This window comes from Sporosarcina saromensis (assembly GCF_033253735.1).
Classification (GTDB): Bacteria; Bacillota; Bacilli; order Bacillales_A; family Planococcaceae; genus Sporosarcina; species Sporosarcina saromensis.
Genome location: NZ_JAUBDI010000035.1, coordinates 1 through 19,601, shown reverse-complemented (window position 1 = coordinate 19,601; position 19,601 = coordinate 1). Strand labels below are relative to the sequence as shown.

The 19,601-nt window shown below is 39.4% G+C and carries 18 protein-coding genes; 7 read left to right on the top strand and 11 right to left on the bottom strand.

Annotated features, from left to right (window positions below):
- Together QT711_RS19635 and QT711_RS19145 are read right to left on the bottom strand one after the other, a co-directional pair.
- Positions 1 to 107 (bottom strand): transposase (locus tag QT711_RS19635; protein ID WP_398296414.1); only part of this gene is annotated, 107 nt, incomplete at its 3' end.
- Between the two features lie 32 nt (positions 108 to 139).
- Positions 140 to 1,108 carry a nuclease-related domain-containing protein gene (locus tag QT711_RS19145; protein WP_317946848.1) on the bottom strand — a complete coding sequence of 323 codons (969 nt, stop codon included), beginning with the start codon at positions 1,106 to 1,108 and terminating at the stop codon, positions 140 to 142.
- Positions 1,109 to 1,506: 398 nt separating this feature from the next.
- Here QT711_RS19145 and QT711_RS19140 point away from each other — a divergent pair, with 398 nt between their 5' ends.
- On the top strand, positions 1,507 to 2,181 hold the full coding sequence (locus QT711_RS19140) for a response regulator transcription factor (RefSeq protein WP_317946847.1): 675 nt from the start codon (positions 1,507 to 1,509) through the stop codon (positions 2,179 to 2,181).
- A gap of 47 nt (positions 2,182 to 2,228) precedes the next feature.
- On the top strand, positions 2,229 to 3,203 hold the full coding sequence (locus QT711_RS19135; RefSeq protein WP_317946846.1) for a sensor histidine kinase: 975 nt from the start codon (positions 2,229 to 2,231) through the stop codon (positions 3,201 to 3,203).
- A 99-nt stretch (positions 3,204 to 3,302) separates the two neighbouring features.
- Here the strand turns inward: QT711_RS19135 and QT711_RS19130 are convergent, their stop codons facing one another.
- The 5 genes from QT711_RS19130 to ccsB all read right to left on the bottom strand — a co-directional run bounded on the left by QT711_RS19130 (position 3,303) and on the right by ccsB (position 9,066).
- A complete protein-coding gene (locus QT711_RS19130) occupies positions 3,303 to 5,258 on the bottom strand; it encodes an ABC transporter permease (protein ID WP_317946845.1) in 1,956 nt (651 codons plus the stop codon).
- Positions 5,245 to 6,012: an ABC transporter ATP-binding protein gene (locus tag QT711_RS19125; protein WP_317946844.1), complete on the bottom strand. Its 768-nt coding sequence runs from the start codon at positions 6,010 to 6,012 to the stop codon at positions 5,245 to 5,247. Before QT711_RS19125 ends, QT711_RS19130 begins: the two co-directional genes overlap by 14 nt.
- A gap of 379 nt (positions 6,013 to 6,391) precedes the next feature.
- A complete protein-coding gene (locus QT711_RS19120; RefSeq protein WP_317946843.1) occupies positions 6,392 to 7,174 on the bottom strand; it encodes a nucleotidyltransferase domain-containing protein in 783 nt (260 codons plus the stop codon).
- Between the two features lie 12 nt (positions 7,175 to 7,186).
- Positions 7,187 to 7,714 (bottom strand): isochorismatase family protein, encoded by a 528-nt coding sequence (locus tag QT711_RS19115; protein ID WP_317946849.1) that lies wholly within the window; start codon positions 7,712 to 7,714, stop codon positions 7,187 to 7,189.
- 182 nt (positions 7,715 to 7,896) lie between these two features.
- On the bottom strand, positions 7,897 to 9,066 hold the full coding sequence (ccsB, locus tag QT711_RS19110) for a c-type cytochrome biogenesis protein CcsB (RefSeq protein WP_317946842.1): 1,170 nt from the start codon (positions 9,064 to 9,066) through the stop codon (positions 7,897 to 7,899).
- Positions 9,067 to 9,293: 227 nt separating this feature from the next.
- Here ccsB and QT711_RS19105 point away from each other — a divergent pair, with 227 nt between their 5' ends.
- From QT711_RS19105 to QT711_RS19090, 4 genes are all read left to right on the top strand, one after another.
- Positions 9,294 to 10,517 (top strand): sensor histidine kinase, encoded by a 1,224-nt coding sequence (locus tag QT711_RS19105; protein ID WP_317946841.1) that lies wholly within the window; start codon positions 9,294 to 9,296, stop codon positions 10,515 to 10,517.
- Entirely contained in the window at positions 10,498 to 11,235 is a 738-nt protein-coding gene (locus QT711_RS19100; RefSeq protein ID WP_317946840.1) for a LytR/AlgR family response regulator transcription factor, read from the top strand. Before QT711_RS19105 ends, QT711_RS19100 begins: the two co-directional genes overlap by 20 nt.
- Positions 11,236 to 11,492: 257 nt before the next feature.
- Positions 11,493 to 11,693 carry a cold-shock protein gene (locus QT711_RS19095; protein ID WP_317946839.1) on the top strand — a complete coding sequence of 67 codons (201 nt, stop codon included), beginning with the start codon at positions 11,493 to 11,495 and terminating at the stop codon, positions 11,691 to 11,693.
- A gap of 296 nt (positions 11,694 to 11,989) precedes the next feature.
- Positions 11,990 to 12,151, top strand: coding sequence for a hypothetical protein (locus tag QT711_RS19090; protein WP_317946838.1), 162 nt, complete (start codon positions 11,990 to 11,992; stop codon positions 12,149 to 12,151).
- 87 nt (positions 12,152 to 12,238) lie between these two features.
- Here the strand turns inward: QT711_RS19090 and QT711_RS19085 are convergent, their stop codons facing one another.
- Both QT711_RS19085 and QT711_RS19080 read right to left on the bottom strand, forming a co-directional pair.
- A complete protein-coding gene (locus tag QT711_RS19085; protein ID WP_317946837.1) occupies positions 12,239 to 13,861 on the bottom strand; it encodes an S-layer homology domain-containing protein in 1,623 nt (540 codons plus the stop codon).
- Positions 13,862 to 14,040: 179 nt separating this feature from the next.
- On the bottom strand, positions 14,041 to 15,681 hold the full coding sequence (locus tag QT711_RS19080) for an S-layer homology domain-containing protein (RefSeq protein WP_317946836.1): 1,641 nt from the start codon (positions 15,679 to 15,681) through the stop codon (positions 14,041 to 14,043).
- Positions 15,682 to 15,899: 218 nt separating this feature from the next.
- Between QT711_RS19080 and QT711_RS19075 the strand changes: the two genes are divergently transcribed.
- Positions 15,900 to 17,132 (top strand): MFS transporter, encoded by a 1,233-nt coding sequence (locus QT711_RS19075; protein WP_317946835.1) that lies wholly within the window; start codon positions 15,900 to 15,902, stop codon positions 17,130 to 17,132.
- A 5-nt stretch (positions 17,133 to 17,137) separates the two neighbouring features.
- On the opposite strand, the gene QT711_RS19070 is transcribed toward QT711_RS19075, so the two are convergent.
- The gene (locus tag QT711_RS19070) at positions 17,138 to 18,058 is read right to left on the bottom strand and encodes an AraC family transcriptional regulator (RefSeq protein WP_317946834.1); all 921 of its coding nucleotides are present in this window, start codon (positions 18,056 to 18,058) and stop codon (positions 17,138 to 17,140) included.
- 285 nt (positions 18,059 to 18,343) lie between these two features.
- Complete coding sequence (locus QT711_RS19065; RefSeq protein WP_317946833.1) at positions 18,344 to 19,462, bottom strand: ABC transporter permease subunit; 1,119 nt, start codon at positions 19,460 to 19,462, stop codon at positions 18,344 to 18,346.
- Positions 19,463 to 19,601: the final 139 nt, after the last annotated feature.

Here is a 19,601-nt window from a genome sequence, read left to right as displayed (position 1 = left end):
TGTTCCGCGATACCCAGGTCTCTAGCTGTTTGTGCTACCGTTTTACCTGCATCCACAACCAACTTGGCTGCATCCATTTTAAATTCTTTGTCATACTGTCTTTTCATCTTTTTTCACTCCGCTTAGTTGGATAAGTTTATTATAACTCTCCCAATTCGCTGAGTCCTAATTTTAGAGTAGCATCAGGATTTTTATACACTCTGTCCCTATACGTACCTTTCGTCTGTAACTCCATCGATACCAAAAGGCGATGTGCAGTTTGCTGTCGATCTACATGAAGAAATGTCCTGCAATCTTTATTCCTCATCTCTCCACCAAACAATAGGAACCAATCACGGATTGCTTGCTCATGCGCTTTTCGACTGGTTTTCCCACAAGACAGACAACGCCAGCCTCCCGAGTATTTCTCCATCCCAAAACCCCCACACCCAGGACAAATCACACCCGTACGAATGTCTTGTTTGGAAATAGCATATGTACTACAAATTGGTGCAGGAATAAATGGACGATGACACTTCTTCAAGCTATTCAATAGCCCCCTAAATGCTTGATTATCCAACATAAGAGAACCTGTTGGAAGTTTGCGGATGAATGTGGGGACTGCATGTGGAAATAAAATGGGAACTTCCGTGTCAAACACTTCAATTCGCTGTTTTGCATACGCGAGGACGACGGCTCCATAAACAGGAAGCGACAAACCTCTGTTATTTAACCAATCCTCAAACAGCTCACAATTGCTCTCCAGCTGGGCAATGGGACTTTTAAATCCGCTCAACTGGCCGGAATCAGATTTGCGAATCAACTGTGGCGGATTAGCTGTTACCATTAATTCACCTGCAATATTTTTCACTTCGAATAACACTGCATACCATGGGGTAACCAACAACGTATCCACTTGAAAAAGTGTGCTCGATACAAGTGATACATCATGAAAAACACCATACTCCATTGAAAAAGCATACCGTTCAAAAACCTTGTCCAACTCCTGTTCACCGCCAAATCCAGCTTGAACAGCGGCGTACTTCGCCTTTAAAATAGGCATCATTTCATGATATTCCGGCAATCGCCTGATAGCAGCATCCAATGCTTCCAACAACTGAGGCGCCATTCGCTCTTTAATATTAAATGCACTTCATCTCCATTCCTATACTCTTCTACTTACCAATCTACTTCATAAAGAACATTCAGTCAATTAAATCTATATTATTGATACACTAACATGAACTTGTTGAAGCATTAATTATTCTTCTATCTATTTTCGCGTGATCATCGGTACATCTCGTAGCACAGCGACAATAACATAAACTGTTCACCAGGACGGCTCCCAACAATCAGTTAACTCGATTGCACAACCACGGAAGAGTATCTTGCTAGCACATTCCTCGCTTTTACATACGGTAAAACCCGTTCCACCCCGACCCTTCCTTACATTTTTGTCACTACGCTATTTCACATAAAAGCTTGTGGTACAATTTAGATAACTTCTATATTTAGGACGTGAAATCGATGTTCACTATTTTAATTGTCGAAGATGAAAAGAAAATCAGTGATTTGGTTGCAGCGGAGTTACGAAAATGGGGCTATACGGCACAAACAGTAGTAGATTTTGAAAAAGTAGAAGAGTCCTTTCAAGCTACTAATCCCCACCTCGTCATTATGGATATTAACCTGACCTACTATAATGGCTTTCATTGGTGTGAACGGATTCGTCGTCACTCAAACATTCCGATTCTCTTTCTCTCATCTCGTACAGAAATGATGGATATGATGATGGCGTTAAACATGGGTGGCGATGATTTTATCCAAAAACCGTTTTCGATGGAGATGCTCCTTACGAAAATCCACACACTCCTGAGAAGATCCTACACCTATCATCAGGTGGAAACGCACGTCCTTACGCACCGAGATCTGACGCTCCATGTGAAGAAAGCAGTTGTTACGATTAATAATCAAGACATTGAGCTAACAAAGAACGAATTTAAAATTCTTTGCATTCTGCTTGAACACAAAAACCAAATTGTTCAAAGAGATGAGCTGATGACTGCATTATGGGAAGATGAGAATTTCATTGACGACAATACATTAACGGTCAACATGAATCGGCTGCGGAGAAAATTAAGCGAATATGGGATCGATGATTACATTCAAACGAAAAAAGGACAGGGGTATATGCTTGTATGAATGTGTCCTTTCGGCAGTATCTGACTTTCCAAAAGCGAGTACTATCTTTGTACGTACTGATCATGGCATTCATTACGATTATGCTTTATGTAGAACCGACAATGTCCGTACACATTTCCAATGTTCTCTATATCCATACTGTTTGTCTAGGTTTCTTGATCGCCTACTTAGCCATCGACTATTTTTTCACCAAAAAGCATTTCACAAAAATGACGGCTCATTGGAATGAAGGAATTTTTATCCCGGAAGGTGTCGGAGAACCTCATACATACGAACAGCACTTATACATGCAATGGTTTCAAACGATAAATGAAGAGCATCAACAAAAAATGCTCACCATTATGCAAGAGAAAAAAGAATCTTTGGAGTTCATGACTTCGTGGTTTCATGAAATTAAAACACCGATCGCAGTCTGTAAACTCATTCTTGAACAAGCACCTAGTAACGTTGACACACTCAGCATTCAAGAGGAAATTTCACGTATCGAACGGAACGTGGAACAAGCCCTCTACTTTACGCGAACGGATCATTTTTCCCAGGATTATCACATCGTACAAACAGAATTGGACAAAATCGTTCGCACAGTCGTTAAAAAACACGCTAAACAATTTATTCAACGAAAGATCAAAGCAGATATTCAGTTGGACTCTACACAAGTGGAAACCGATTCAAAATGGTTAGGGTATTTACTGTCGGAAATCATCGCCAATGCATTAAAATACAGTGCTGATGAAGGAACAATTTCCATTCATTCAGAAGAAGATCAAAAAGAAGTTCGATTGACCATCATCGACAATGGAATTGGCATATCCAAATCTGATATCCCTCGTGTTTTCGATTTAGGTTTCACTGGTACGAACGGAAGGATTTATCACAAATCTACGGGGATGGGTCTGTACCTAGCGAATAAGCTAGCACATAAACTCGGACATCAGCTATCCATTTCATCTCAAGAACATCAATACACCAAAATTACCATCCACTTCCCAAAAAGGCTAGATTACTATTCAATCGTTACGTAGGACAAAACTTTGTTAAAATGAAAAACCGTATGACACCAAGTTTCAACGACCTTGATGTCTTGCGGTTTATTCATTACATTTAACTCGATATAGAGGTTCCTACGAATTTACAAGTTTATTTGCAGTCCATAACGTTAATTTGTAATACACGCCATAAAGCAAAGAGTAAACAATTATGCAAGATACAACAGGTGTAATAAAGTTTATCGCCATTACATTCGCTAAAGCGCCAAGGATGACCGAACTATGTCCAATACCGATGACAAGCGGCAACAAAAATAGGATGAACGTTTGTCTCGCAATTAGTTTTTTCACTTTCCTCTTACTTAAGCCAAGCTTTCGTAAAACTTGATACCTTTGACGATCCTCCACGATTTCAGTCAGCATTTTAAAGTAAATAATACTTCCAGTCGCTGTTAAAAAGACGAGTCCTAAAAATCCAAAAACGAAGATGAGTAATCCATAAATGGATTGTGCAAGCTCATAGTTTTCCGAATAACTATAAAAGCCCATTTGTGAATCAATTCCATGTCGAATCCCTTCTTCATAAGTAGCTCTCAACTTTTCCGTTAACGGGGCTGACTGTTCTTGATTTTCAACCTTTACGACACGCGTCATGGTTCGGTTAAATTCCTCTCGCATCTGTTGAAATACTCCATCGTTCACGATCAGGACAGATGGTAGAACATCGTAGTTAAACATAGATTCGATTTTATTCCCTACTACCTGTACTGGACGATATTCTTCATTCATACCTAGGGACAATGTTCGACCGACATTTTCATCTTCTTTTTGAGAACCAATAAAATTCCGTCCGAGCATGACTACATCGCCTTTATCGAGAGTGGGGACAGGTTGACGATCTAATTGGTCGGCAAGGTGATTATAGGTCGCAGCTGATAGGACAGCGAACTGCTGATCATAGTAATAATAGCCCCCTGGAATATTGTCCAGGTCATCTACTTGCCCAGGCACCATTACATACTCGAATACCTCATCAAAAAGGACAGGGTATTCCTTACTTTCCATAAGAATAGCATTCATTTTCTCGTTAATGGATTCGTCTGTGACTTCAAACTGATAACTGAACGGAACGTGATCCTTCAATGTCTGCATCGTGTTATAGTACATCGTAACGGCAAATCCAAATGCGACAATCGTGATACCATTCAATACGGATATGACTGTAAGTATAATCGCATTCGTTTTAAGTCTATTTTTCAGCTGGGTAAATGTAATTAAGTTCTTCCATTTGTAATATGCACCCTTCTTATTTTGTAGGATATGAACAAATAGCCCACTACCAGAATGAAACAATAAATAAGAACCCGTTACGATCAAAATGATAACCCCAAAGAAATTACGTCCAAAATGAGTATCCCAACTTTTCAAATCGTAGGCATGTAATAGACTCCAATAACTAAAACCTAGCAATACAAACGCCATCACGGCAACGAATATAGATGGTTTTATTACTGTCTGGACTTTATTTTTCGCTTGAAACAGGTCAATAAGTTGAAAGCGATGAACGATCCGATTTACCTGGAACGAAGCTAATAGCATAATAAGCATAAACACAAAAACAGTTTGCACGATAGGTGCTACATTAACTGTGAAATGCACAACTGTATGAATCCCCATGATTTTGAGAAGAATCATACTGAAAAACACGGAGAATACTTGCCCCAAGCCAATACCTACCCCTAATGAAAGAAGGCTCATCAACAAATTCTCATAAAATAGCATTCGACCGATTTCTGATTTTGTTCCCCCGACTAATGCGTAAAGACCGATTTCTTGCTTTCGATTTCGAATAAAAAATGTATTTGAGTACCATACAAAAATCGCAATAAAGACTAGCAACAAAATAGAAGCTCCCGTCAAAACAGGCCCCAACTTATCTTCTCTGCCAAATGCATCTGCAACTTGCTCATTATGTTGTAAGGAGACAAAAGTAAAATAGATTAAAACACTAAACGTGAGTGAAGCGATATAAATGAAATACCTTCCGAAATTATGCTTCAGGTTTTTCAAGACCACATCATACAAATTCATGGTTACCGCCCCCCATAGAGGAAAGTGTCGTCACCGATTGGTTAAAAAACTGTTTTCGATCCTTATCCCCTTTCACCAATTCTGTAAATAAACTGCCATCCTTTATGAAAATGACGCGGTCACAATAACTGGCTGCAAACGCATCATGCGTCACCATAAGAATTGTTGTTTGAAAATCACGGTTCAATACGTTAAAAGCATTTAGCAGATCCATTGATGATTTTGAATCCAAGGCACCGGTCGGTTCATCCGCTAAAACTAATGTAGGATTATGAATAATTGCCCTTGCCGCGGCGGTTCGTTGCTTTTGACCACCGGATGTTTGATAAGGGTACTTATCCAAAATGGATTGAATGCCTAGAACTGTAGCGACTTCTGTAACTCTACTGTCTATCATTGCAACCGCTTGATTTGCAAAGGCGAGTGGCAATAAGATATTCTCTCGAATCGTCAAAGAATCTAGTAAATTGTAATCTTGAAAGATGAACCCTAAATTTGTTCTTCTAAATTCTGATAGCGGTTCATCACGTAATCCCGTAATATCTTTTCCATTGATTTGAATACTTCCAAGCGTTGGTTTGTCAATGGTCGCTAAAATATTAAGTAACGTTGTTTTCCCTGCTCCAGAAGGACCCATGATGCCGACAAATTCACCTCTATGTATTGTTAGGTCCACTTCGTTTAATACCGTAAAAAGATTCGTTTTCGTTCCATACACTTTTTGAATGCCTCGAGCTATTAGTACACTATCCATTTCTCATTCCTCCAGACCTCTCTTGCTCTACTATAGCAAGCATATATGGAGATGAAATACTCTTCCATTGATTCAACGAACAAATCAACTCGGAGTCTTACATTTTCGTCACTATGCATACCAACCAATTTAGTTTTACAAGCCAAAATGCTAATGATTCTATTAATCGTCTGCCTTCCCGAAAAACATCTTCTCCATAAGCAGTTAATCGTCTATAAAGGAAAAAATGAGTAAGCCTATGTTAATGGCTTACTCAACAAGTACTAAGCAAACTGCAAATACTCCCATACATTCCCAAAAGGATCGTGAAAACTAATATACTTTCCTGGCGGGCAATCTTCTGGTTCCTCGATAATCATTTCCACATCGTGATCTTAAATTAGTATGGATACTCACTACCATGCAGTTCAATCATTCTTCGTAAAAAAAGCATTGTTTGATGTTCTTCAGCAAACCGCTTTTGCATCCACTCCACTTCACGATCCAGCAACGTGCTAATCCGCTCTACCGCCTGCGCGTGCCTCTGTGGTGTGATGAACTCCATAATGTCCTTCAATTCCGTACCAACCTCTTCCGGCAATGACTGTTCAATTGTCTTCAATCCTAACTTTGCCCGTTCCGGTTCATATCGGTACAACAATACTCTCCCTAGATGATGGATGACATTTGTTAGCATTTTAACTGACCACATATCATTTCCTCGTGCAGCAGATTTTTTATATTGGAATAAAAACCAAGCCACATCCATGACATCATCTTCATATTCATTTTCCGTAAGTGTCAGTCCTTGTGTATGTACAAATTCATCCATAATACGGTGTGGATCGTAAAGCACGGTGAAATAGTCTCCGCCAACAAACGTTTCTTTTGTGACCGTGAATAAATCAATGTGCAACAAATTGTCAAATACAGCGATGATTTGAGGTGCGACAATGAAAATATCATCCCATAAAATCGTCTCTCGATACGCATGCACATGCTCTAATCGATTGGCAAGAAATTGTTTCTCATCCTTTTCGTTCACCACACAGTAAAGATCGACATCTGAATGGGCATCATGCTCGCCCCTTCCCATCGAACCTTTCAAAAAAACCGCTTGCACGAGTGGATCTCTTTTCAAACTCTCACTAATTTTCTCGACAGCCAATTCCTGAGGTAGCATGGCGCCCACTCCTTACTTGTAAACTTCTATATACTCCTCATAATCCAACACTTCAATAACATTCGACCAATGCAGCACCGTGCCGACAAAATCCTTTATATCCAAACCAGCCATACCATATGATTCAGCAGTATTGGTTGTACCCGTACCATCTTCGATAAATGTCACTTTGTAGCCTCGATCAAAAGCAGCAATTGCTGTAAACTGACAGCAAAACTCCGTATTGAAGCCAATAATGAATACGTGGTCTACATCTAACTTTTCTAACCGACTCGATAAGTCCGTTTCGAAAAAGGCGCTTGGTGTCTGCTTCTCAACGATACACTCCGCATATTCCTTTAACGAAGCATGCAATTCAGAACCCGCCGAACCTTTATAGAGAGAGCTTTCTTCCTCGTCATCCAAATGTCGGATGAAAATTACTGGCTTTCCTTTCCTCTTAAAATCTTCAATGACGTCTTTCATAACGGTTAATTCTTTTTGAAAATCTGCAAATTCCACAATCCCATTCTGTACGTCAATGACTAGTAAAGCTTCCATCAGCAACCCGTCCCCTTTACATTCAATTACGATAAGAATAACTTCTGCATAGTACACACTTTCTCCTTTAATTAATTTGAATAAAATGAGGAGTTCGAAAAACATTCTTTTCCTATGTAGAAAAAATTGTTGCGTCTTCATGGAAAAAGACATCCCCTCATTCCAAAGGAGATGTCTTCTCTTCATGCATATGAATGCAAACCAGCAATCACAAGGTTCACGAATACTTGGTTAAATACAATGAGGCCAAACCCGATTATGCCCATCCACGCCGTCCGTTTTCCTTCCCATCCTTTCGAAGTCCGTAGATGAAGGAATGCAGCGTAAAACAGCCAAGTGATTAATGCCCATACTTCCTTGGGATCCCACCCCCAAAAACGCCCCCATGCCTGATGTGCCCAAATCATCGCAAACAGCAAACCGCCTAAAGAGAACAATGGAAATCCTACAATTACTACACGATAAGTCATCTCATCCATGACTGTTGGATTCACTTTCGACGTCAGCGGCTTTACGATCTGAATAATTTTCTTCTTTGTTATGAGTCGAATAAGACTATAAATACTAGACCCGACAATGAATGCCCAGAGGATTGAATTGAGTTTTTTCGCATCAATAGCATTTGGTACTTCGAGTCCTCCAATTGCCTTTTGATCATTTATAAGTACCGCTCCGTCATTAACAACAATGGCCGGCATTTTATAAGTAGCCTCTTCCAAAACTCGTTCTCGGTTCTCAAACTGCACAATTTTTTCATCCATTGTCATTGTAAACACCATCGAGGAAATGATAAACCCGACAACAACAACGAGACAATACATCACAAATTCCAACCCTTTTGTATGCTTCGTTCTTTCATCTACATTGAGTACTTTGAGTAAGTAAATAATCCCTGTCACAAACGCAATAGAGAGTATGGCACTTGAAACCGCAACAGTAATTACGTGAATGGACAACCAATTGCTTTGAAGTGCAGGAATTAAAGGAGATGCATCCCTTGTAAACACTGCACCGTATCCCATAATGATAAGTGAAACCGGAATTGCAAATAGCAAAACAATTATTTGCTTATACATATGATACATGATGAGTGCACTTCCAATCAGCATGATGCCAAAGAAGGTCATGAACTCATACAAATTACTAACAGGTGCATGTCCGATTGCTATCCATCTAAGTACGAAGTAGAGAAGTTGCAAAGAAAAGGACAAGTACGTCATACTAACACCTATTCGGCTACCCCATTCGTTTTTGGATTTCAATGCGATTCCAACTGGTATAATAGAAATTACTAATAAGATAAATGCAAAAAACAGCGATTGATTACTTAATTCCAATAGTTCTTCTTTCACGTAACAAGCCTCCAACTCCTAAACCATGTATGGTTATGATCATCCTTCATTATAATCATGATAGAATTGGTTAAGGCTATTTTATCTTCAACGTCTTAAAAACACTCCTGACCGTATAGAGGAGTGGCTACTTTGTGAATCGGAGGAGACATATGACGACCTCTTTCATTGCTTTCAGTCTATTTAACTTTCTCATCATTTATGGATCACTTTTTTATGTAATGTCCATGAAAATCACACTACAACGGGTGATTTGGTGTTTACTCGTCAATTCGTTTGTAACGGTATTGGCGATCTATTTTCAACATGCGCTTTGGATTCCAATGGTTGCAAGTATCTTGTTCAGCATGGGGTTATTTTATATATTCACAAGAACCAAACTGGTGTTTCTTCATCTATTCGTCATTTATATTATTTGCATCTTAGCAGAATCTACGACGCTATTCTTTGTCAATAAACTGTCTTTACCACCTATCATTCACGGGATACTTATCGTTGTTCTCATTGCATTTGTTTTGGTTTTTTATAAAAAATACTTATTTCAATACAAGGAGCCTTTAAGAATTTCAAGGCATTCTCAACTATTATTATTACTTATAACAAGCATCACTTTTTTCGTTTTCTACGCACTTATTTTTATTCCAATGGAACAAGGGGATATCCAGATTTCCTCGGCTAATTTAGTTGCCTTATTTGTTTATTTTTTTATAATGATCGGCTTGACTACGATTCTATTACGTACCATTAGTAAGGAAAACCGACTAAACCAACAAATGATTGAGCAGCAGCAATTTACACAATACATGCAAGCATTAGAACAAGTGAACCGAGAGATGCAAACATTCCGACATGACTACGCAAATATTCTATTAACATTACGAGGGTACATAGAGCAAGAGGATTTGGCTGGCCTGCAAAAATATTTTAACGAACATATTAGTAGAGAAGAGCAACGTTCGTTGTTTAAGAACAAAATGTTTAGCCAGCTTGAGAACCTTAAAATGATTGAGTTAAAGGGGTTGATTGCTACTAAACTACTCTTTGCGGATGAATCACATATTCCCATGACGATCGAAATTCCAGAAACGATTCAAGACATCGCGATGAATCGTATACATTTGTCGCGTATTATCGGTATTCTTTTAGACAATGCCATTGAGGCTAGCACCTCTTTGAAAAATCCTAAAATTCATCTAGCTTTCATTACTATGCCAAACAAAGTCGTCATGATCATCGAGAATCGAACAACGTTGGATACAATAAACAGTAAAAAATTGTTTGAGGAAAAGACTTCAACAAAGGGCGAAAATCGTGGATTTGGTCTATTCAACGTTAGAAAAATATTGTCCAATTACGCGAATGTCACATTAAACACACGCATTGAAAATCATTCGTTTATTCATGAAATGACGATTGACGGGAGGGATTTTGGTGAAGGTTCTAATTTGTGAAGATGACAAGCATCAAAGACAGCTTTTACATCAAGCCATTACAAACTATGCGCTATTTCATGAACCAAGTATTGAAATTGTCCTGTCTGCCAACCAACCAGATGAAGTGTTAGCCTATTTGGAGAAACATCAAGCTGATTGCTACTTTCTAGATATCGAGCTGAATCACCGACTCAACGGGATGGATATCGCTGTTGAAATTAGAAAAAAAGACCCGCTAGCGACGATTATTTTCATTACGTCACATGCCGATCAATTAAAAATGACATTCACTTACAAACTAGCCGCACTGGATTTCATCGTGAAAGATACGCCCAGTCAAATCAGTTCGCAAGTTGTTGACGTGCTGCAAGTTGCATTCCAAAAGTATAAACAGCTCGGTGAATTTGATCAATCATCAATGGTGCAAATTAAAATTGGCGAACGTATTAAGAACATAAAGCTTCAAGATATTTATTTCATTGAAACGTCTTCAAGTCCACATAAGCTTGAATTGCATGAGAGAAATGGATACTACGAATTTTACGGTAAACTGATAGACTTTGAACAGCTAGGAGAGTCTTTCTTTCGATGCCATAAAAGTTTTTTAATAAATCTTCAGCATGTAGTAGAACTACATACGAAAGAACGCACAGTTACGATGGCAAATGGTGCAGTTTGCTCAATTTCCTTCCGTCTGTTTCGAGAATTGCAACGAAGACTGTCGTTATGCCAATAAAATTTTTAGTCTTTTTACATATTTAGACCAAGAGTTTTCTATGAAAATAGAAGAAACGAATTTAGATAAGTCTCTATACTACGAAGAAATTAAATAGTATTCATACGATTAGCTTTTTCTTCAACTATGTGTTATTCTTAAGAAGAATTATTTTTGTTCTTTTATCGAATGGATATTAGGATTTTGCTTTTCGTCTAAAGTATTTGAGCAAGAATAGTAACACATCGTGTGGAAATCCACACTAGGAGGTAATATTAATGGAACAAGGTACAGTTAAGTGGTTCAACGCAGAAAAAGGTTTTGGATTCATCGAGCGTGAAGGTGGAGAGGATGTATTCGTACATTTCTCAGCAATTCAAAGCGAAGGTTTCAAATCTTTAGACGAAGGTCAAAGTGTAACATTTGAAATCGAACAAGGACAACGCGGCCTACAAGCTTCAAACGTTCAAAAAGCTTAATTACGGCTAAAAAAAAGACCCTCGTGTAGGGTCTTTTTTTATGTTTTCAACTATTTTTCTCCACTTAAGTTCCAAAGCTTCTAAAGTGATTCCTAGGATTTAATCCAAGATTTTTTTCGCAAACACTTCTTCATGTAATTTCCAGTCACTCTATCAACATTGACAAATCGCAAATGTAAAGCGATATCTTTCTCACTACTCTATACTCGAGTTCATCTTTGCTCTAAATAAACTTCGATGTGTACATCAATTCAAAAAATCCTCCCATACTACAGTGCAAAAGGAGGTTTTTTTCAATGAAGAACATTCAGCGCAAAAACGCGAATAGTAATGTCGTTAACGCCAATGGGAAAGAAGAAATATCGATGGAGCTTGCAGAGCTCGGGAATTTACATCCGAAGCAAGAACCCATGACGCCGAACCAGCGCGAGAAATCCGAGCGCGAAAAGCCGAAATAAACGCAGCGTCCTACGCTCGTTCAAAGTTTCGTTATTCAATTTGAATAAAACCGGTGCATGATGACTAGCATCTGCACCGGTCCTCTATTAACGGGTTGCTTCCACCCGATATAAAAACAATGCCATTTCACCACGCGTAATCGGTTCGCCGGTCCCAAATCGAGTGGGCGATTTCCCTTGCGTCACATTATTTTTCAATAAAGCATTTACCGCTTCTTCATAACGTGACGCTACATCTATAAAAGGATTTTCCACACCTTCTGCTGATAAGCCATATGCCCGTTTTAGGAGCAACGCCATTTCACCACGCGTCATTGTATCATCTGCGCCAAAATGGGTTGTTGATTTTCCGTTTGCAATGTTTGCAACTTTTAGCGCGTTAACCGCTCCCCATGCTCTTTTCGGTACATCCAAATAGGGTGTATATGTTGAATCTGATGGATCCAACTCCAATATTTTCGCAAGCCAAATCGCTGCATCCACGCGTTTCATGTTGTCATATACGCCAAATTCATTTTTAGTAATGCCATTTGCCACTTCTTTATCCGCCAAGAACGTGACTGCCGGCATATACCTACCTGTTACATCTTTAAAATCCACTTCTGCTTTAAATGACATCGTGTACACGCCACTTTGCCAAGAAACTTGTGCAAAAGGAACGAAATAATAGACGCCTTTCGGGAGTGCAATTCTTTGAGTGGAAGCTTCAGGATGTCCGTTACTGCCACTACCTCTATGTGAAGCATAATTGATACTTATACCATCCGTTAATTGGTAACCACTAAATTCTGATGAGAAGTTGATCGTTACATACCCATCAAATTTCATATCTATCTTATAGTAGTCATAGCGATCTGTATAACTTAAAAAGCCCGTGTACATTTTCGGATCCATTATCGAGATGGGCATTGCGGTAAACTTGTTATTATTCGGTTCAATTTCCGCATTATTTGCAGGCATAAACGAAACAAGCATTTCATAAATGCCTTGATTGGAACCATATCCCACTACATGAATGTAGTACGTGCCCGCCTCAAAGTCTTGATGCGTTTTCCATGTAACTGGTGTTCCTTCATAATAATCTAATGAATCCCGAGAAATCATGTCTCCCTTTGCATCGTAGAATTCAACAGTTCCGCTACGCATTTGGGAAACGATATCCAGTTCCAGCCGACCTGCTTCCTCTACCTCCACTTTATAGTAGTCATGATGATCGTTTGCGCTAATAAACCCACGGATCCGCTTTCCATTTAGTTGAATCGGCATCGCCTCGGTGAACGTCTGATTGGGTTCAGTTTCCGTATTGTGTACTGGATTAAATGCTACAGCCAGATCATATTTCCCAAAACTTATCTTGTTATTGTCTTTAACAAGTACAGTATACACACCTGGTTCAATATTTACTTCCTTTTGCAAAACTTGAGGATTTCCAACACTACCGCCATTTACCCACTCGTATTCGCCCACAAGTTCATTGTTGGAATCTCTTAATTCCAATAGGGCTGAAGAAAAGTATACCGTGAAATTAATTGTGAATGTTCCTGCCTCCTCAGCAGTTACAGTGTATGCTTGACTTGAAGATTGTTCGGTAATTTCACCAGTGACAGTTGTATTATACGGAAGAACCGTATCGGCTTTTACTGTCTTAGGTAGTGGAAATACAAATAAAAATAGTGATAGGACAAGTACTAAGATGCTAGCTTTCTTCATGGTGTTTTACCTCTTTCTTTTCCTAAACATTACTGCTTTCAACTCATTAAGAATCCGATTCGTATTGAATACATGCTACGAGCGGAATGATTGATGGCATTCATTTTACACATTAAGTCCTGAATAGAATAAATGAAAAACCGGTGCTGAATCCATCTGATCCGCACCAGCATTTCCTCTTATTTCGTTTGGTCTGCCCGGTGTAAAAATATCGCCATTTCTCCACGAGTGATCGCTATATTGGTACCGAACTGATTGGCTGATTTCCCTTGCGTAATGTTGTGTTTCAAAAGCGCTTTGACCGCATCTTCATACCGTGGCGAAACATCGATAAATGGCAGATGCACACCGTCACCGGATAACTGATACGCTCGTTGGATCATTAACGCCATCTCCCCGCGGGTCATCGTATCATTCGCTCCAAACTGAGTCTTTGACTTGCCATTTGCAATATCCGCTTGTTTTAGAGCATTTACCGCTCCCCAAGCCCTTTTAGGCACGTCCAAATACGGCGTACTCGCTGAGTTTGAAGTATCCAACTCTAACATCTTTGCAAGCCAAATCGCTGCATCCACTCGTTTAATCTTTTCATTCACTCCGAAATAAAAGGGCGTCATTCCATTGGTAACGTCTTTATCCACCAAATAATTAACTGCTGTAGTATACCTGCCCGTTACATCCCTAAACGCATGCTTCTCTTTACTTTCAGGTTCAGCTGAAAATGCAAGCGTATAAATGCCGCCTTGCCAAATCGCACCCTTCATCGGCACGAAATAATACGTTCCTTTTTTGAGCTGCTGTTTCCGAGTCGACGTTTCAAGAATTCCTACCGCACCGCTACTTACATATGAATCGTACGGTACATCTTTTTCATCGATTAAATGATAGGCACTAAACTCTGAAGAAAATTCAACCGTCAAATATCCATCATACGGCATCTCGATTTTGTAATAGTCCTTTGTATCGGTATAACTCAAAAATCCCTTATGTGTCTTTAAATCGTTTAACTGAACTGGAGTTGCAGTCGCCATCGAATTATTCGGTTCAACCTCATCCGTATTAACAGGTGCAAAAGAAACGAGCATTTCATAGATTCCTTGATACGTATCATTGCCGGTTACACTGATATAGTACGTACCTGCATCAAAATCAATATGGGATTTCCACAGCAATGGTAATCCATTATAGAAACCTAAACTTTCCCACGTAACAGTTTCTCCATTTGCATCATATATCCGAACCGTACCATTCATCATTTGGGAATCAATTTCGAGGAATAAACGACCCTGCTCGACCAATTCGATTTTGTAATAGTCTTCCGTATCATTCGCGCTAATGAATCCTCTAATTTTTTTGTCATTCACTTGAATCGCCATAGCTTCAGCAATCGATTGATTCGGTTCAATCTCCGTGTTGTTCGCTGGTGTAAAGGAAACTTTCAAATCATAGTTCCCATAACTTTTCCGGTTATAATCTTTCACAATAATCGTATACACACCCGGCTCAAGGTTAACTTTCTTGTTAAGAGCAGTCGCATTTTCCGGTCGTCCGTGAAAAATCCCTGCAAAATTACCAATGCGCTCATTTTTTGCATCTCGTATTTCAAGAAATGCAGCCGAAAAATAGACGTTCACATCTATCGATAAAATGCCTGCTTCCTGAACAGTTACTGTATAAGCATCCATTGGTTCTTGTTCAGTAATGGATCCTGAAACAACTGTATTCAGTGGCAGTGATGTATCGGCTTTCGCAAATGTTGGAAGAGCGATCACAGACAAAAACAGTAAAAGAGTAGGTACGATGATGTTAATTTTCTTCAAGATGTTTCCTCTTTCGTATAGAATTTTCTTTCCTTTTTATAGTACAGCACACTTCGTACATTCGGCAATACAAATTCCAAAAATTAACAAGTTACCTAGTTAGCATTATTTACTATCTCCGAGCAAATAAAATAATTGTTCCTCACACTAAAAAATCGCAAATTTGGACAAGTTCATTGGATACCTCTTCTCTATAATCATATCGAGGAGGAAAAAATATGAATGTATTTAATAAGAAAGATCCATACGCTGTTTACTTGTTCACTTGTTTTTCATCACAACTATTTTTCACGTATATCTTTACTGTCAATTTGTTATACCATGTACAAGTTGTAAAGCTCGATCCACTGCAACTCGTTTTAGTCGGGACGGTTTTGGAGCTGACGGTTTTCCTATTTGAAATTCCAACTGGTGTACTGGCAGACGTGAAAAGTCGAAAACTCTCTCTCATCATTGGCTACTTCTTGATTGGATTCGGATTCATCATTGAAGGGCTGTTCCCTCTGTTTGCGGCAGTTATCTTCTCGCAAATTACATGGGGGATTGGCTATACGTTTACAAGCGGCGCCCAGCAAGCTTGGATCGCAGACGAAATTGGGGAAGAAAAAGCATCGCTAGCATTTATGAGGGGAGCAAAATTTGGGCAGCTTGGCCAGATTATCGCCATTCCGCTTAGCATATTGACAGGCTATCTCATGATAAACTTACCGATTGTCATTGGTGGAATTTGCATGCTTGGACTAGCGATGTACTTACTGTTCTTTATAAAAGAAGACAACTTCAAACCTCTACGACCAGGCAAACGGGTTTCTACGTGGAAAAGCATGAAGGGAAATATGCAGAAGATCGTTGTTTATTCCAAAGCAAGTTTTGTCATGAGGATGTTGCTCTTAATCGCTTTGTTCATCGGATTGTATAGCGAAGGATTCGACCGCTTATGGATGTCACATTTCATCGACGTTTCCGCTTTAGCTTCATTATCAAACGAACAATTAGTCATTTTCATGGGCGGACTTCAATTCATTGTTGTCTTACTTTCTTTCACTGCACTTCACTTTATTAACCGCAGTGCGATTCACCTGAATTTACGACCTATTTACCATACCCTTTTCGTTGGAAGCACGCTCATTGTCGCTTCCCTCATCGGCTTTGCATTCTCGACATTTGTTGTGAGTTTACTCATCTTTTACGTCATCCTTCAAGTAACGAGACAAGTAATGTATCCGTTAGAGGATATTTGGCTGAATAAAATCATCCCTGACTCATCAACACGGGCCACTTTCTTTTCCGTAAAAGGCCAAGTCGATGCCATTGGCCAAATTGGCGGTGGACCAATTATCGGATTGATTGCATCACGATTCGCTGTGAAAACTGCCATCGTAGCAAGTGCTTGTTTCGTTATGCCTGTGTTGTATTTCTATACAGTTGTGTTAAAAAAAGACAAAGCGTGAACCACTCACACTTTGTCTTTTTCCTTAATTGGCACATATATTTCCATCGTAATTTTCTCATAAAGCCAGTCATGGCAACGTTCATCGTAATATTCAAAGTCATAACCTTGCTCGTCCACTTCGTAAGACGATTGCGGCAGCCAATCTTCCAATATGAATTTCCACGTGCCTTTAATGGCAGGGACAAAACGATCCACATCTACTGGAGGAATATTAAATACCGCATACGTCGCTGGTTGTATATGCAACTTTTTCAGACCTTTAGGAAGCTTGGCATCATCATGATCACAGTCAACGGCAAATAAATAAGTGAACGTATTGTCCGTTTCTCTCGCATTCAGGTTCACGCAATACTCTCCATGTTTCTTCGGAGCTAATTGTTCATACAACATCGTTTCAATCGCCTCTTCTGGAGCGATACGCTGATCCCAAAATGCTGGAGCATCCCTCGTATAAAACACGTTATCCAATCGACTTTTATACGTTTTTCCTGCAATCGTAAAACCCGTTTTCTGAACGATTTTCGGTTGCATGACGATGCCTCCGACTTCTTTTTGACGGAAATTCATTAAATCTAGCTTAGGAGGAAATGACGTTGGACAATGTAATCGATATAAGTTCGGGGGACTTCCGAAAACTCGTTTAAACGCTTTCGTAAAGCCTGAGTGTGTTTCGAATCCATATTCAAGCGCAATATCAATCACTTTTTTTCCGTTTACCAACTCGAATAACGCATGCTGTAGTTTTCGCTTAACGACATAATCCATTACGGTATAACCGATATGCTCGTGGAAAACGCGGTAAAAATGAAAAGGAGAATACCCACTTATTTTCGCCAACTCGTCTGGTTTAATCTCTTCCTTTATACGTTCTTCAATTGTATCGATGACCTTTTGTAGTAAATGTATTTGTTGGATAGAAAACACCTGCCTTGTGCATCTATTTGTTGCTCAGTGTCAATTATACGCGTTTAACGCCTCCAGGTCAGCGGCAAATCAGCCCTTTTCCCCATTTCTACTACCACTTGTTAGAGCAGCTTCGCTCGACAGAAGCGCTTTGCGATTAGCTACTTACTATAAGAAAGGCACTCTAATCTTTTTAATCACTGATAATTGACCACTCTCCAAACTCGAAACAATAAAAAACAACCGTCCCATTTTTAAAAGAACGGTTGCTAAATTGGTCATGTAATCGACGGAACAGGTTAAGCTTTACACAATCTTACTCGTATGAATCTTCCTCGATGCAAGTATATATAGAACCACTGCAACGCCAAGCGTAACTGGAATCGCTTGGTACCATAGGTGATCATTTTGCAACAGAATCATATTGCTCGGCAGCAAGTTTGCAAATGGATTGAACCAGGAGAACGGCCCCCATGTCACAAAAGTAGAAATAAAATAGCCTGCTGCCAATGTTATGAGGAGGACGGCCAATGTTGCAAGCGTTTGCTTAAACAACAGGCTGTACAACAAATACAAAGCAATGACCATGATGATCGCGACGGAAACGATAAGAAGACCCTTTGTCATATAGCTGGAAATCGTCGTAAATTCGATAGCATTGTTTTTTTCAAGTAACACAGGATAATTGAAGCTTCCTTTTTCACCGAACACGAATCCAATCAATAATGCCGACGAGAGAACGACACCCAACATGACGATGTATAATAATACGGCACTCCAAAATTTACTCATGATAATCTTCGTTTTCTTTAGTGGTTGTGTAAACAGTTGATTGATCGAATGATTCTCATACTCGCCGGATAAAGATTCACCAATGATGAGTATTAGTAAAATGAACGCCCCGAAATGGATAAACAAGTCTACAATTTGCTTCATAAAATTCGGTAACGCCACACTATAAACAGCATGTTCAGGAGGGATACCTTCCTTCAACAACTTCTCATTCATCGCTATACTTTCACGAATTTCTTTATCGGATAGAGGAAAATCCCCGCCCTCTTTTTTATAGGCAAGTGTATTTGCGTAAATCTCATTTTGCAACGTCAATTTACTTTCCCAGTCTTTAGACGAAGCGATGCCGATCAATTCGTATAATTGGTCCCTAATTTCAGAATTCATCTTTTGCAGCTTCAATTGTTCTTCATTTTCAGGGTCATTTTCCAAGGCGATTCGATGAGCTCTTGCATTTGCTTGACTCGCCTTTGATTGACTATCAATTCGCTTATTTTCTTCTTTCACAATATACGACTGAAAAGTGACATTGCGGACAAACAGCAATGCGATACCAATGACAAGAAGTGACATGATATAGAGGAATCTTTTGCTAAAGAAGATTTTTTTGAATTCAAATAGCAACAGTTTCATCTGTCTTCTCCTTCGCAATCGAGTAGGAGGGAGTGATTAACTCCCGTCCTCTCACACCACCGTACGTACCGTTCGGTATACGGCGGTTCAATAACTTAAGTACCGACGCTCATACAAGTGATTCAAGTCTTTCAGACCC

Coding starts and splice junctions, on each gene's coding strand:
- QT711_RS19145 (WP_317946848.1), bottom strand. CDS start 1,108: ATGGCGCCTCAGTTGTTGGAAGCATTGGATGCTGCTATCAGGCGATTG.
- QT711_RS19065 (WP_317946833.1), bottom strand. CDS start 19,462: ATGAAACTGTTGCTATTTGAATTCAAAAAAATCTTCTTTAGCAAAAGA.
- QT711_RS19140 (WP_317946847.1), top strand. CDS start 1,507: ATGTTCACTATTTTAATTGTCGAAGATGAAAAGAAAATCAGTGATTTG.
- QT711_RS19085 (WP_317946837.1), bottom strand. CDS start 13,861: ATGAAGAAAGCTAGCATCTTAGTACTTGTCCTATCACTATTTTTATTT.
- QT711_RS19095 (WP_317946839.1), top strand. CDS start 11,493: ATGGAACAAGGTACAGTTAAGTGGTTCAACGCAGAAAAAGGTTTTGGA.
- QT711_RS19125 (WP_317946844.1), bottom strand. CDS start 6,012: ATGGATAGTGTACTAATAGCTCGAGGCATTCAAAAAGTGTATGGAACG.
- QT711_RS19090 (WP_317946838.1), top strand. CDS start 11,990: ATGAAGAACATTCAGCGCAAAAACGCGAATAGTAATGTCGTTAACGCC.
- QT711_RS19105 (WP_317946841.1), top strand. CDS start 9,294: ATGAAAATCACACTACAACGGGTGATTTGGTGTTTACTCGTCAATTCG.
- QT711_RS19115 (WP_317946849.1), bottom strand. CDS start 7,714: ATGGAAGCTTTACTAGTCATTGACGTACAGAATGGGATTGTGGAATTT.
- QT711_RS19120 (WP_317946843.1), bottom strand. CDS start 7,174: ATGCTACCTCAGGAATTGGCTGTCGAGAAAATTAGTGAGAGTTTGAAA.
- QT711_RS19130 (WP_317946845.1), bottom strand. CDS start 5,258: ATGAATTTGTATGATGTGGTCTTGAAAAACCTGAAGCATAATTTCGGA.
- QT711_RS19075 (WP_317946835.1), top strand. CDS start 15,900: ATGAATGTATTTAATAAGAAAGATCCATACGCTGTTTACTTGTTCACT.